Source organism: Bifidobacterium pongonis, assembly GCF_019331805.1.
Classification (GTDB): domain Bacteria; phylum Actinomycetota; class Actinomycetes; order Actinomycetales; family Bifidobacteriaceae; genus Bifidobacterium; species Bifidobacterium pongonis.
Genome location: NZ_JAHBBE010000024.1, coordinates 24,339 through 38,820, shown reverse-complemented (window position 1 = coordinate 38,820; position 14,482 = coordinate 24,339). Strand labels below are relative to the sequence as shown.

The window sequence follows — 14,482 nt, the reverse complement described above, 5'->3', positions numbered from 1 at the left end:
TTCCGTCTCCTGGCTTCCAATCGCGGTTTTTTGTTTTGGCGAATGAAAATCGTACACAGGACGCGGGCCATGCCCTCCTGCGTCAGGGCCGGAATCCGAAAGTGCGCAAGATTTCGGACGTTATCCGCGTCCCCTCTGGCCCATTATTTCTTTCCATTAAAGTTGTGGCTGTGACCATGGAGATATGCATATATGAGGATGACAACTCGGACGCCCGAAACCTGAAGACGATCATCGAATCTTATGCCGAGTTCAAGCAAATCTCCGTAGCAATCACGATTTACAAGCATGGGCGTAATCTGCTTCACGCAATCAAGGCGCATGAGGTGGATCTGCTGTTCTTGGACATCGACGCAGGCGAAAACGAGCCCGATGGTTTTGAAATCGCCAAGCAGATTCACGCATGGAATGCCGACCTGCCGATCGTCTTCACCACCTATCTGCGGGAATACGCCATTCTCGGGTATGAGGTGGAGGCGCTTCACTACCTGATCAAACCCGTGACCCTAAGGAATATAGAAGCCTGCTTCGATCGGCTGGAAAGAGCGAAAGCGCACCATCCGAAGAGGAAACCTTCGATTTCGATCGTCTCCGATTACAAACAGTTGACGATACCGGTGGAGAATATCAGATTCGCCGAAGTCAAGGGAAACACGGTAACCATACACCTGTCGGACCGTTCGATCCCTACCAATATGTCCATGTCTTCGCTTGAACAGCAGGTGAAGGGCATGCTGATTCGCTGTCATCGCAGCTATCTCGTCAACCCGAAGCATATTGTGAAAATCGACCATAACGACTTCATGCTGAGTTCAGGTGAGAAAGTACCCATCCGCATCAACGGACGGCGCAAAACCATCATCCAGTATCACGACTGGCTTGCGAAACAGACGAATGATTCAGCGGACGACGAATCCAATACCCCCCCCCCGCTGAATCATTCCGCACATTCCACATCAACGACTTTCCCGGGCAGGCAGGCTCACCCGAACGGTGAACTCATGCCCACTATGCTTCACCGAGCAGTCGCCGTGCAGCCGCTGGGCGGCCAAACGCACCGATTCAAGCCCGATGCCCATGCCCTCATGCTTGGTTGACAGGAATCTGCCGTTCCGCTCGTTGATCGACCCGTCGTAGCTGTTGCGTACCACGATCATGCAGACATCCGCAACCTTGCCGATATGCAGATCGACATACCGCTCGCCTTGGCCATGCCCCGCCGCGTACACCGCGTTCTCCAGCAGATTGCCCAGCACAACCGTCAGATCGACCGCCTTGACATACCGTTCGATGGGAGCTTCGATTCTCGACTCGAACCGTGCCCCGGCACGTTCCGCCTCATACCGGTAATACTGCAGCAGCGCGTCCAGTTCCGGATTGCTGGCGAGTCTGCTGCGCGTTCCCGTTGGCATGGATTGCACCATCTTTTCGATGTACGCGCGCAGATCCTCGGTATTCCCCTCCTCGGCCAGTACCGCGATCACCGCGAGCTGATGGCGGAAATCATGCCGGAGACGGCGCTCCGCCTCGTCACGCTCCTGATAAATGCGGTAGGCGCGCTCATGCAGTTCGTACTGGCGGTTGCGGGTCTGCAATTCGTTGCGCTGACGTTGCACGAGCACGATCCGGCTGACGATCAAATACGTTCCCAGCTTGGTGGCGAACAGCATCATCAAGCACAGGAAATTGGCCGGTTTCGCGGTGCTGATGTATTCGGGTTCGGGAGTGCCGAACCGCATCCACAGCGCGATGACGCTGAACCCCGCAGGCACCAGCCACAGGTACCGCCACACATGGTCCGCGTCCTGAACCCTGAACAGTTCCATCAGAATACGGCCGAACAGCGCATACAGCACGGCGATCAGCGCCACGCCCGCGAGCGCGACCATCAGCAGATACCGCCAGTCGTAAGGCAGGCAGGCGCCGTCGGGCAGCAGCCAGCGGCCAACGGCGTTGCCGATGATGGTGATCGTGCCCGACAGGTTCATGAACAGCATCAGCACGAATACGATTTTGCGCCAGGAATCGCGGATCAGGCCGACCATGGGCATGCCCCACAGCGTCGGCACGATCACGGCCATGACCACCATGTAGGCGTTGTCGTCGATATGGCCGTAGCGTAATGAACCGACCGCCATCTGCACGATGACGAGCGCCACGCAGGCGGCCGCGGTCACGCCTTTACCGTAGCGCAATCGGTCACGAAACAGCACCAAGGTGAACAGCATGCCCGGCAAACAGTCGAGCAGCGCGAACGCCATGGCTCCACATCGCCCAAGATCCAGCACGATGGAATCCCTTCTTCTTTTTTTCCTTCTCGTTCTCCTTCTCAGCCGGAAGCGTCACCGCCGCCTCCGAGCACACCTTTTACCTTACACGCGGCCTTGCGCACGGTTTTGCACGCGGCCTTGCACGCGGCCTTGCACACGGCCTTGCGCACTGTCTTGCACGCGGTCTTGCGCACATCGCCTCCACACGTCACCGCCACCCGTATAATGGGTGACGCTGTTCAGCCAATGTGTGGCAAACCGATATGCTTTGCAGCCAGTTGCAGCCAGTTGCAGCCAGCCGGAATACGGCGCGGCGCGGCATGTCGGGGGCATTGGACGAGCGGGGGCTGGGCCCTTCGTGTCGTTTTCTGCCCGAACTCCGCCCGCAGCGCATCCCTAGAAAACGATGAAATGCGTAAGGATTTAAGGGAAATCAATGGCACACAGCATTGCACACAGCATCTCCGGCCGCCCCACGCGCGGCCACGCCACACGAATCTTCAACCGTATAACCGCCACACTCGGCGCACTCGCCATGCTGTTCGGCGTCGCGGCATGCGGCGGTAACGCGAACACCACGGCAGGCGGCCTGATCAAAGTCACGTTCATGCTTTCCTGGGCGCCCGACACCAACCATATCGGCGTGTACGTGGCCAAAAACAAAGGCTATTTCCAGCAAGCCGGGCTTGACGTCGATATCGTGGCCGTGGCGCAGGCCGGCGCGGAACAGGCGGTGAACAACGGGCAGGCCGATTTCGCGCTGTCGAATCTGACGAATGTGGGCGTGTACGCGGCCAAGGGCGCGCAAATCAAGCAGGTCATGCAAGTGCAGCAGAAACCGAGCGCCATCTGGTGTTCGCTGGCATCCAACACCGCGATCAGCAGGCCGAAGGATCTGGACGGCAAAACCTTCGCCACCTTCGGTTCCAGCGAATCCGACGCCGTGGTCCGCCGCATGATCCAATACGACGGCGGCAAGGGCGACTTCGACAAGGTGACCGTCGGCACTTCGACGTTCCAGACGCTGTCGAGCGGCAAAGCCGATTTCGGCGGATTCTACGCCACTTGGGAGGGCGTGCAGGCCGACATGTACGGCCCGAAGCTCACCTGTTTCACCGAACCGGATTACGGTGTGCCCGGCAACGCCGACACCATCGGCATCATCACCAGCGACAAAACCATTTCCTGCAATCCCACGCTGGTGAGGAAATTCGTGCAGGCCGCCAAGAAGGGCTACGAATACGCGTACGCGCACCCCGACGATGCCGCGAAGATCCTGGTGGACGAGGCCCCGGACGCGAACCTCAAACTCGATTTCGTCAAGAAAAGCATGAAGACGATCGTGGACGGCCAGTATTGGGGCGACCCGGCCAAGATCAAGGACGGTTCGTTCACGTTCGGCACCGGCGATGTGGACGGCGCGCAGCAATACTTCGATTTCCTCGCGCAGGAGAACGCCTACACCGATTCGCACGGCAAGGTCGTGCATCAGGCGCCGCAGGCCAGGAAGCTGTCCACCGACGAATTCCTCGGGTAGGCGGGTCGCGGGTAGACGGGTTGTAGGTTGCGGACTGCGGCGCGTGGGTTTCGCGTTTCCGCACTGCGGTTCCCGCTTGCAGCCGTTCCGTTTGCTCCCGTTTGCTCCCGTTTGCTCCCGTTTGCTCCCGTTTGCTCCCGCCCACTCCCGCTTGGCTTCGCCGCTCTTCCCTCTCATCCACCCCACCACCGAAGGAACGATTCATCATGAGCCAGCAACGTCTGATCCTCAGCATGGACACCGGTATCGATGACGCGCTTGCGCTCGCCTACCTGTCGGCGTGCAGCCGCGTCGACATGCTCGGCGTGATCGGCACGTACGGCAACGTCACCGTCGAAACCGCCGTGCGCAACACGACATATGTGTTGGGATTGCTTGGCCGCGGCGATGTACCGGTGCTGCCCGGGTCGCATGCGCCGTCGTGGGCCGACCTGTTCATCCCCGACGCCGGATGCGCACAGTTCCACGGCATTGACGGATTGGGCGGATTCGGACCCGGCGCGGTTGATGTTCCCGAAGCGCACTGCGCCGCCGTTCCGCGTGCCGCGGGCGATGCGCGGCCTGTTGTTTCGGTCGGCGGGTACACGATCGACGACCCGCACGCGAATCCCGCGTACCCGGTGAACATCACGGATGACGCGCTTTCCGGCGGCGATGCGCCTGAAACGGAAGGTCCGCTTCCCACGGGCGTGCGGTTCATCATCGATCAGGTGCGGCGGTACGGCCGTGACGTGACGGTTGTGGCGACCGGCCCGCTGACCGATATCGATGCGGCGCTCGCCGCGGCGCCCGATATCGCGCCCCTGCTCAGACTGGTGATGATGGGCGGCACGCTCACCCAGGAAGGTAACTGCTGGGATCTGACCGCGGAAACGAACATCATTCAGGACCCGGAGGCGGCGGATCGCGTGTTCCATTCCGGCGCGGACATCACCATGGTCGGCTTGGATGTGACGCATCAGTGCCTGCTGGGCGGAAACGCCACCCAAGACTGGCGGAATACCGCCGATCTGCGGGAGTCTGCCGGCTGCCGTTCCGCGCACGGCCCGGATAAGACTCCCCTGCCGCGGCCAAATGCGTTGCGTTTCCTCGCCAACATCGCGGATTTCTCCATCGCGGCCAATCTTCAGGCCGACGCACGCCTGTTCGCGTCCGGCATGCCGCTGCATGACCCGCTCGCCGCCGCCGTGGCCGTCGACCCCACGCTCGTCTCCTGTATCGACCTGCCGATGAAGGTCGAAACCAAATCCGGCGACTTCCACGGCACCCGCGGCCGCACCATAGGCGACCCGGAAGGACTCATCGACCCGCAGGCACCCCGCATCCATGTGGCGTTGCACGTCGATGCCGCACGCTTCGTAAGCACGTTCGCCGCGCGTATCGGTACCCTCCTCAGCTGATCCCGGTCTGCCTCCCTCTGCCCTTCCATCCCCACTGTGCGGTCCATTCGGACGAAATCCGTGATTTACCGACCGAAATGGACGAAATCAGCCCCGATTTCGTCCATTTCGACCGCACACCTGCGCATAGCTATGCTCCCGGCATCCGCCGCGGCACACGAGCCTCCTCCAAGCGTCTCGACAGCGCCCGCGGATCGTCCAAGTCCGAGTAGTACATGCGCACCGTATCCACCCCGCTCCGCCTGAGACACTCCTGCCGCTCGCGCTCAGCATCCACAACCTGCTTGACCGCGCGCCCCGAAGTCATCGACGGATCCACGAATTTGCACACCCCATCGAACTCCCCCGCAACCAGAGTGCCGTCCTCGCGCACCCATAGAAAATCCACTCTATGCACGCGGCCGGGATGCGTCCGGCACGGGAATTCAACCTGGAGACGGTGCACCGGGAATCCCATTTCCTGCAGCACCGCGCGGCATTCCGATTCGCCGCCGTTCTCACTCCGGCCATCACTCATGGCGAGTACGGCACGCACACGCTCACGATCGCGGAGCATCGGCAGGGAATCCGCATACGCCAGCAGCAGCTCCTTGCCGATCCGCCCTTGACGCAGCGCGGCATCGATCGGCGACAACGCGTAACGGAATGGCATCATCGCCGCGCAATCGACAAGCGTGCGTTGGATCGACGTCACCTTCACGCCATCGATGATCACCGCATCGGGATCGGTCAGCGCGTGGTAGCGTATCGTCGCCTGGTTCTTCGCACGTCTGCTTTTGCCTACCGCAACATGAATCGGACGTGATTGCCGGTATGAGCACTCCAAACCGTGCATGATCGCCGCGCTCGCCCCGCAGAACACCCATTGCTCATGCCATCGCCCCAACGAGCGCATGATGTGGCGGGCCCGTTCGAGGGGATCCAGCCGTTCCCAATACTCCTTCACCGCGTACAGACCGCGATGGACCCGCACGATGCTCCCCTGCTTGACGCGCCGCGCGACCACTTTGATATCGGTGTCCCAGAACGGCCGCATGCAGCATCGTTCCTGCTGCGCCTTCGCAATCAGGAGATTCAAGGAATGATGTTGCTCTTTTTTACCCATCTGCGCAGTCTAAACGCTCGCCTTGCCCGAAAACAAGTCGCGTTGGCGGTCGGATGCGCGGATGCGGTGCGTGGCTGGGCGGTTCATTTGGACGAAATCGGTGATTGGGCGGTCGAAATGGACGAAATCGGGGCTGATTTCGTCCAAATGGGTAGCCAATTGCCTGATTTCGTCCGAATGGACCGCACAGTGGGGGCGAATGTGCGGATTTCGCGCGGATAGGTGCGGGCGGATTGGGCAGGGATAGGCGAGATACGGGTGAGATACGGGCGGATGTGGGCGGGATGCAGGTGAATGTGGATGAGTGCGGGCGGACACAGGATGTAGCCGATCTCCGGAAACCGGGGTACAGGGATAGGGCGGATAAGGGCAGCTACAACAACGGGCGGCGACGCGTCGAAACGCATCAGCCGCCCGCAAGGTCATATCACTTCTTCACGCCGCCGAACCTGCGATCGCGGTGGACGTAGTGGTCGATGGAACGCCACAGCACCTCACGCCCGCAATCCGGGAACAGTTCGGGCACGAAATCAAGCTCGGCGTAGGCCGCCTCCCATGGCAGGAAGTTGGAAGTGCGCTGTTCGCCGGAAGTGCGGATCACCAAATCGCAGTCGGGAATATCCGGGTTGTACAGGTGCTCGGCGACCATCTTCTCGGTCACGCGATCGCCGGAGATCTTGCCGTCGCGCACTTCACGGGCGATGGCGGCGCAGGCGTCGGCGATTTCGGCGCGACCACCGTAGTTCAGACAGAACACCACGTCGATGGTCGTATTGTTCTTGGTGCGTTCCTCCGCGGCCTGCAGTTCGTCGATCACCGACTTCCACAGTTTCGGCTTGCGGCCGGACCAGCGCACGCGCACGCCCCATTCGTCCATCTGCGCCACGCGGCGGTGGATGATGTCACGCGAGAAGCCCATGAGGAAGCGCACTTCCTGCGGGCTGCGCTTCCAGTTTTCGGTGGAGAACGTGTACAGCGACAGGTATCTCACGCCCGCCTCGATGGCGCCTGCGATGGTGTCGAACACCACCGGTTCGGCCGCCTGATGCCCTTCGGTGCGGATCATTCCGCGCTGCTGCGCCCACCGGCCGTTGCCGTCCATGATCACGCCCACGTGGCGCGGAACCTTGTTCTTGGGGAAATCGGGGATACGCGACGGGTCGGAGAAGGGCGCCGCCGGAACGCTCAACGAAGTGTAATCGACGTTTTCGAAAGTCATAGTTTCCCAATGTAGCAACCCGACGGAACGAACACGGCCAAGGCCCCGCCCGCAACGTCACGCATCACGTCAAGCTCCGGCGACCCGCATGGAGCGCAATGGCCGTTCAAGGTAGTATTCCGCCCATTCCTCGACGATCGCACGCGTCTGCGGCATAAGCTCGCCGGTCACGTCAAGCTCCGGCCAGTCACCTTCCGCCAGCGCTTCCAGTTCGGCGCGGACAGGAAGCGGGATCGGTTCCGAGGCGGGCGTGTGGTGCGTGGCGCACAGCACGCCGCCGTCCGGCACGGAGAAATGCGTGACGTCACGGTTGTCGCACACCATGCATGAGGCGAGGCGGGGCGTCCAGCCAGCGAGCGCGAGGGCGCGCATCACGTAGGATGCCGCGATGAGCGCCGGTGCGTGCGCGTGTTTGGCCAGCGCGTTGAGCGCCCCCGCCAGCAGCCGGTATTGGGCCGGAACGTATTCGTTTTCGGCGCTGACGAGTTTGTCGGCGGTTTCGGCGATCACATTGGCGGCGGCGTACGCATCATAGTCGGCGCAGATGGGACCCGCATAGGCGGAGATGGATTCGGCTTGCGAGATCGTGTCGAGCGTGCGTCCTTCCGCGATGAGCACGTCGACGCGCATGAACGGTTCGAGCCGTCCGCCGAATCGTGATTTGGCGCGGCGTACGCCTTTGGCGACGGCGCGGACCTTGCCGTGGTCGCGGGTGAGCATGGTGATGATGCGATCCGCTTCGCCGAGTTTGGCGGTGCGCAGCACCACTCCTTCATCGTGGTACAAAGCCATGAATCCGACCTTTCCGTGCAGTTCCATGCAGATTCGTATACTTCGGCCGCACCCGGCGCAACCCCGACGCAACCCAGCACGCCCCAACGCACCCCAACGCGCCCACGGCACGCCGTCAGTACACGAACAGCCCCCAGAAGGAGAAGAAGAACAGGATATACATCATGGTCGCGGCGGTGAGCCAGAACAGCACGCGCGCGAATCTGGTCGAGGCGATCACAGGCTCCTCCCCCCGCACCATTCTGCGGATGGGATCGCCGCGCAACGGCCAACGCAGCACCCCCTGGCGCGTGGCGGCTTCGATGAGGCGTGTGAACACGCGCGACCAGGCCAACACGACGAGCACGCACACGATCTTGATCACGGGCCAACTCCATTGGATCATGCCGGGAGAGTTCGTCGGTGCCGCACCCCACGCCAAATGCACCACCGCCATGATCACCTGGGACAGTCCCGCCACGAACAGCAGCAGCGTCGCGAACGTGGTCAGGGTCAACACGACGAGCACGTTGTCAAGCCCATGGGCGAACCCCAACGGATGCCTGACACCCCGGCTGCGCCCGCGAATCCAACGCACCAAGGCGATCAGCCACACGATGCCCGTGGCGACGAGCAGAAGCAGCACGCTGGCATGCAGCACAATGCCATACACGGTTCCGGTGCGTCGCGGCTGCAGCTCCCGCGGCACGGCGATGGATTGGAAGATCGAACTGCCGGCCACCCGTTCGCTCGTCTGCTTCAGGCCTTGCACGGTGCCCTCCACCCACGCGGTCATATCGGTGACGTATTCGTCGGCGAGCAGCGTGCCCGTTTGCGCCTCGTCGCCGAGCCTGAGCACGTGGTTGGCCACCGGGTAGCTGCGCACGGTCACATCGCGGTTGCCGGATTCGCGCGCCTTGGAGAAGATGCGTTTCACGCCCTCCACTTGGGCGGTCATCACATCCTTGGAACCGTAGGCCACGAATGTGGGAATGGCGTAGGCGGACGATTCGGGCAGGTCGAGATCGAAATTATCCAAGCCGAGCATGGCGGTGTCGGCGCTGAACACGCGGCGCACGATCGACTGGTAGCCTTCGTTCGCCCCGGCGAGCGCGAAATCCTGCGACACGAAGAAGCCCAACGATTCGCGCGGCGAGAACACCATGGGGCTGAGCAGCACTTGGAAGGCGACGTCAGGGTCGCTTTTGAGCAGGTATTGGGAGATCCATGTGGATTCCGAAGTGGCGTAGATGCCGACCTTGGCGTTATCCACGTTGTCGAAGCCGCGCAGCAGGTTGATCGTATCGTCGTAGACGCGGGCGGACGCCGGGTAGTCGCGGTTCACGTCCGTGGTGTCCCATACGGGCTTGTCGATCACCGCGGTGACGAGACCGGCCGATGCGAGCGTCGCCGCGACATCGCCGAAGGAATTGTATGCGGTGCCGAATCCCGCGCCATGCATGAACACCACGCCGGGGCGTTTGCCGGTGGCGCCGACCGGTTCGCGGATCAGCACGGTAATGGACTGCGTGCACTGGTCGCCTTTGCCGCTCACATCCCACGTACTGTCCGAAGCCTCGTCGACAGCCACATTCCGCGCCTTGCCCACCTGATTGCCGTCACGGTCGACGGTGATGCTGACCGCGCGCTCGCGGACCTGATAGTCGCCGGGTTCGGACAGGTCGGCGGTGCCCCCGTTGGCGGAGGCGAAAGTGACTGCGGTATCGTTGGCGAGGGTGGCGATGGTCTGACCGGTCGGATTGTTGTTCCACGGCACGGTGGTGAGGCTGGATATGCCGATGAGCAGACCCATCATCACGATGAAGATCGGCAGGCCGACGGCGAGTCGGCGCCATACCGGCCATGCCTGGGAACGTTCGTCTGCTACTTCACCGTTGTTCAACACAGGTTTCATTGTAGGGAGTCCCGCCAACCTGGCGCCGGATGCCGGGAAAGCCAAGCGGAATGCCGGATTCCCCGTGGGCGCCACCGGCCGTTCGTCTTGCCTGCCAGTCGGGCGATACGCCGACGGCCCCGTCCTGCGATCGATAGCACTGGGCGGGGCCGTCTTTACGGTATTCGATTTACTGCGATCAGTAACCGGCGATCAGCAGCCGGGGTTCTGCACGGGAACCACGACCGGACCGGTGGAATTGGCCGGCACCTGACCGTCCGCTTCCATCTGCGCGGCGATCTCCTGCGCCTTGGTCAGCAGCGTTTCGACGATCTGATCCTCGGGCACGGTCTGAATCACCTTGCCCTTGATGAAGATCTGCCCCTTGCCGTTGCCGGAGGCCACGCCAAGATCGGCTTCGCGCGCCTCGCCCGGCCCGTTCACGATGCAACCCATCACCGCCACGCGGATCGGCGCGGTCACATCCTTCAATCCTTCGGTCACGGCGGAGGCGAGCTGGATCACGTCGACCTGCGCACGCCCGCAGCTCGGGCAGGAGATGATGTCGAACTTGCGCGGTCTCAACCCCATGTATTCGAGTAGCTTGCAGCCGACCTTCACCTCTTCGACGGGCGGCGCGGACAGCGAGACTCGGATCGTGTCGCCGATGCCTTCGGCGAGCAGCGCACCGAACGCGAGGCAGGATTTGATGGTTCCCTGCCATGCCGGGCCTGCCTCGGTCACGCCGAGATGCAGCGGCCAGTCGCCCTTGGAGGCGAGCAGACGGTAGGTTTCCACCATGGTGATCACGTCATGGTGTTTCACGGAGATCTTGAAATCCTTGAATCCCACGTCCTCGAACATGTGCGCTTCCTTGAGCGCGGAGGCGACCAGCGCTTCGGGGGTGGGGCCGCCGTATTTGGCGTACAGCTCCTTGTCGAGCGAACCGGCGTTCACGCCGATGCGCAGCGAGATGCCCGCGTCGGTCGCGGCCTTGCAGATCGAAGGGCCGACCTCGTCGAACTTGCGGATGTTGCCGGGGTTCACGCGCACCGCGGCGCACCCCGCGTCGATCGCCTGGAACACGTACTTGCTTTGGAAATGAATATCCGCGATCACCGGAATAGGCGATTTCGCGCAGATTTCGGGCAATGCGTCGGCATCGTCCTGACTGGGCACGGCGACGCGCACGATATCGCATCCGGCAGCGGTCAGTTCGGCGATCTGGCGCAGGGTCGCGGGCACGTCCGCGGTGACCGTATTGGTCATGGACTGCACGGAGATGGGGGCACCGCCGCCGACCGGCACCGGTCCCACCATGATGCGGCGGGACTTGCGGCGCGGATGCAACGGGCTTTCACTGGTCAGGGCGACGGGGTCGCCGGTCGGGCGGAACGGCTTTTCGGTTTCTGCCATGGGTTTCAATACTCGCAATTCTTGCACTGTCGAACAATTCCATGCGCACGGCCTGCCGCGCGCATGGGTCACTCACGCATGGGTCACTGTTGACGGTTTATCAAATCATCGGCGCGACGGCGGGCTTCAAGCTCGACTTGGCCCATTTCCTCCACGTCCTCGAACTTCGGGGCGCCACGCAGTTCGGTGTCCATGTCGTCGAGCACGGCTTTGACCGTGTCCACAATGCCCAGATACGGCAGGCGATGGTCGAGGAAGGCGTGCACGGCCTGTTCGTTCGCCGCGTTCAGCACGGCGGTATGCTTTTCGGATGCCGCGAGGCAGTGGCGTGCGAGCGAAACCGCGGGGAATGCCTCGTCATCCAACGGTTCGAAGGTCCACTGCGCGGCCTTGGTCCAATCGCAGGCGGCCGCGACGTTATCGAGGCGGTCGGGCGCGGACAGGCCGAGCGCGATGGGCAGGCGCATGTCGGGCGGGGATGCCTGGCTGATGGTGGCGCCATCCACGAATTCCACCATGGAATGCACGATGGATTGCGGGTGGACGGTCACCGCGATGCGTTCGGGCGGAATGTCGAACAGGCGGCTCGCCTCGATGACTTCCAGTCCCTTGTTCATCAGCGTGGACGAATTGATGGTGACGACCGGCCCCATATGCCAGGTCGGATGGTTCAACGCCTGTTCGGGCGTGATACCGGTCATCTGTTCGCGTTTCCAGCCGCGGAACGGGCCGCCGGACGCGGTGACGACGAGCCGGGCGACTTCGGCGTGCGTGCCGGAGCGCAGCGACTGCCAGATCGCGGAATGTTCGGAGTCGACGGGGTTGATCTGCTTGCTGCGGATCTGCGCGTCGAACAGCAGGTGACCGCCGGCCACCACGGATTCCTTGTTGGCGAGGGCAAGCTGGGAGCCTGCCTGCAATGCGGCGATGGAGGGTTCCAGACCGATGGAGCCGGTGATGCCGTTGAGCACCACGTCGGCGCCGGAACCGGCCAATCCGATCACCGCGTCGGGGCCGGCCTGGATCTGCGTACCGGTGGCACCGGCCTGATCAAGCGCCTCGCGCAATGGCTTGGCCGCGCGTTCGTCGAACACCGCCACCAGAGGAACGTGGAATCGTGCCGCCTGCTGGGCGAGCAATTCGACGTGCGCTCCCCCGGCTGCAAGCCCTGTGACGGTGAAACGTTCCGGATGTCTGGAAATAACGTCAAGCCCCTGGGTGCCGATGGAACCGGTGGACCCGAGGACGACAACGGTATTGCTGTGAATCACTGCTCTTTCTTTTCGTCGTCGAATGTGGGGAACGACAGGTCGGGGATTTCGACTCCGGGGAAGCTGAAGTCGAACTTCACGCCGTCGCCTTCGCCATTGGTGTTGTTTTCCTGCGCATCATCCGGGTTCACCGGCTTGAAGGTCGGGAACGCGGTGGATGCGAACGGGCTGGGCGCGTCGAGGCTCGGAACCTTGGGCACGAAGCTCTTCTCTTCGATCTTCGGCAGCTCCTGGGAGACCTCGGCCATGTGCGCGAGGGACGCCAGGGTGGGGCTGGCTTTCTCTGCGGGCGCTTCATGCTGTTCGGCGGCCGGCTGGGGCGGCGCGAACATGGCGTCTTCGGAGACGTAGGATGCCTGCGGCTGGAAGGTCGACTGCGGTTCCGGAGCGGCCGGCTGTGCGGAAGCGGGTGCCGGAGCGGCTTCGGACTGTGCGTCGTCGAGGTGCTGGAAGTCGACGGCATGATCGCCGAAGATGGACTTGACGGCTTCGCTCTGGGTTGCCGCCGGCTGGAACGTCGCGGGCGCTTCGGGGGTGAACAGCGGAGCGGCCGCCGGAGCGGACTGTTCGGCGGAATCCTGCTGTTCGATGGCGGGCTGTTCGGCGGATGCCGGAGCGTCATACTGCGGCACCGCGAAGGACGGGGGAAGCGTGGAGGCGGAATCGGCGGAAGGCTGCGGCGGGAAGATGCTCGGCGCGGCGTCCGTGGCAGGCGTTTCGGTCGCGGATGCGGAGGTCTGCCCGAACAGGCTCTGCTCGGCCTGGCTGACCGCGTTGAAGCTCTCACTGCCGGCGGCACCGGCTGCCGCAGCGGCGGCCGGTTCGAAGCTCGGCGCGTGCAGCGATTCGCTGACCGCGGACTGGAATTCGGCATCCTTGGAGATCAGCGGCTCGTTGCCGTTGCCCGGAGCGGACGGCGCGACGACAGCCACGCCGGGAACCGCGATACCGTCGCCTTCACCGGGCGCGATACGGTCGGAAATGCGGGCGTAGGACTCGATGCGGCTCAGCAGTTGTACGCACGAGTTCAGGAAATAGTCGACCTGGCGTTCGTCATACCCGCGCTTGCCCTTGCGCTGGGTGAACACGGAATTGGCCACCGATTCGGCGGTGATCTTGTCGTACCCCTTGATATCGCTCTTGGAGATGCCGTCGATGCCGAGTTCCGCGGCGCACTTGTCGATGACCCTATCGGCCAGCTTGTCGACCTGCTTGCGGTCGTAGGACGGCACATGCGGCTTGCCGGAGCTGAAACGCTCGCCGACCGCACGCCCGACATGGCGGGCGACATCATGGTACAGATCCTCGGTCTGCGCCTTCCAGGCGACGCGACCATGCTGGGAGATCTCGCAGGCGGTCTGCTTGTCGACCACGGCACGTTCCAGTCGCGCCAGCGTGGCGTCGACCTGCGCGATGACATAGCCGCCGCGGGTCAGATCGAAGGAGACGTTTTGAATGTCGCGCTGCGTCAACTGCACGCCATCCTCGTCGTACAGCGCATGCGCATGTTCCAGAAACTCATCCACCTGATCGGGATCATACCCCCACTTGCGCTTCCCGGCCCTGGGGATTGAAGCTTCAGACTGCTGAGCCATAGTC

General features: G+C 62.8%; 11 protein-coding genes and 1 pseudogene. 4 read left to right on the top strand and 8 right to left on the bottom strand.

All coding sequences use genetic code 11. The features are described from left to right. Positions 1–176: 176 nt before the first annotated feature. A pseudogene (locus tag KIH75_RS10120) lies at positions 177–773 on the top strand (LytR/AlgR family response regulator transcription factor); the annotation flags it as partial. 183 nt (positions 774–956) lie between these two features. Here KIH75_RS10120 and KIH75_RS10115 read toward each other — a convergent pair. Next, positions 957–2,288: a sensor histidine kinase gene (locus KIH75_RS10115; RefSeq protein ID WP_338024309.1), complete on the bottom strand. Its 1,332-nt coding sequence runs from the start codon at positions 2,286–2,288 to the stop codon at positions 957–959. A gap of 517 nt (positions 2,289–2,805) precedes the next feature. Here KIH75_RS10115 and KIH75_RS06955 point away from each other — a divergent pair. Together KIH75_RS06955 and KIH75_RS06950 are read left to right on the top strand one after the other, a co-directional pair. Beyond that, positions 2,806–3,807: an ABC transporter substrate-binding protein gene (locus KIH75_RS06955; protein WP_236028102.1), complete on the top strand. Its 1,002-nt coding sequence runs from the start codon at positions 2,806–2,808 to the stop codon at positions 3,805–3,807. A gap of 206 nt (positions 3,808–4,013) precedes the next feature. After that, positions 4,014–5,207, top strand: coding sequence for a nucleoside hydrolase (locus tag KIH75_RS06950; protein WP_219056031.1), 1,194 nt, complete (start codon positions 4,014–4,016; stop codon positions 5,205–5,207). Between the two features lie 130 nt (positions 5,208–5,337). Here KIH75_RS06950 and KIH75_RS06945 read toward each other — a convergent pair whose 3' ends face one another. Next, complete coding sequence (locus KIH75_RS06945) at positions 5,338–6,285, bottom strand: type IV toxin-antitoxin system AbiEi family antitoxin domain-containing protein (protein ID WP_420829186.1); 948 nt, start codon at positions 6,283–6,285, stop codon at positions 5,338–5,340. A gap of 3 nt (positions 6,286–6,288) precedes the next feature. Here KIH75_RS06945 and KIH75_RS06940 point away from each other — a divergent pair, with 3 nt between their 5' ends. Beyond that, entirely contained in the window at positions 6,289–6,534 is a 246-nt protein-coding gene (locus tag KIH75_RS06940; protein WP_219056038.1) for a hypothetical protein, read from the top strand. A gap of 205 nt (positions 6,535–6,739) precedes the next feature. Here the strand turns inward: KIH75_RS06940 and KIH75_RS06935 are convergent, their stop codons facing one another. The 6 genes from KIH75_RS06935 to KIH75_RS06910 all read right to left on the bottom strand — a co-directional run bounded on the left by KIH75_RS06935 (position 6,740) and on the right by KIH75_RS06910 (position 14,478). Further along, the gene (locus KIH75_RS06935) at positions 6,740–7,531 is read right to left on the bottom strand and encodes an isoprenyl transferase (RefSeq protein ID WP_219056029.1); all 792 of its coding nucleotides are present in this window, start codon (positions 7,529–7,531) and stop codon (positions 6,740–6,742) included. Positions 7,532–7,600: 69 nt separating this feature from the next. Beyond that, the gene (recO, locus tag KIH75_RS06930) at positions 7,601–8,323 is read right to left on the bottom strand and encodes a DNA repair protein RecO (RefSeq protein ID WP_219056037.1); all 723 of its coding nucleotides are present in this window, start codon (positions 8,321–8,323) and stop codon (positions 7,601–7,603) included. Between the two features lie 115 nt (positions 8,324–8,438). Beyond that, positions 8,439–10,118, bottom strand: coding sequence for an alpha/beta hydrolase family protein (locus tag KIH75_RS06925; protein WP_236028101.1), 1,680 nt, complete (start codon positions 10,116–10,118; stop codon positions 8,439–8,441). A gap of 291 nt (positions 10,119–10,409) precedes the next feature. After that, a complete protein-coding gene (ispG, locus tag KIH75_RS06920) occupies positions 10,410–11,612 on the bottom strand; it encodes a flavodoxin-dependent (E)-4-hydroxy-3-methylbut-2-enyl-diphosphate synthase (protein ID WP_219056027.1) in 1,203 nt (400 codons plus the stop codon). Between the two features lie 83 nt (positions 11,613–11,695). After that, the gene (dxr, locus tag KIH75_RS06915; RefSeq protein WP_219056036.1) at positions 11,696–12,880 is read right to left on the bottom strand and encodes a 1-deoxy-D-xylulose-5-phosphate reductoisomerase; all 1,185 of its coding nucleotides are present in this window, start codon (positions 12,878–12,880) and stop codon (positions 11,696–11,698) included. Beyond that, entirely contained in the window at positions 12,880–14,478 is a 1,599-nt protein-coding gene (locus tag KIH75_RS06910; protein WP_219056026.1) for a DivIVA domain-containing protein, read from the bottom strand. Before KIH75_RS06910 ends, dxr begins: the two co-directional genes overlap by 1 nt. Positions 14,479–14,482: the final 4 nt, after the last annotated feature.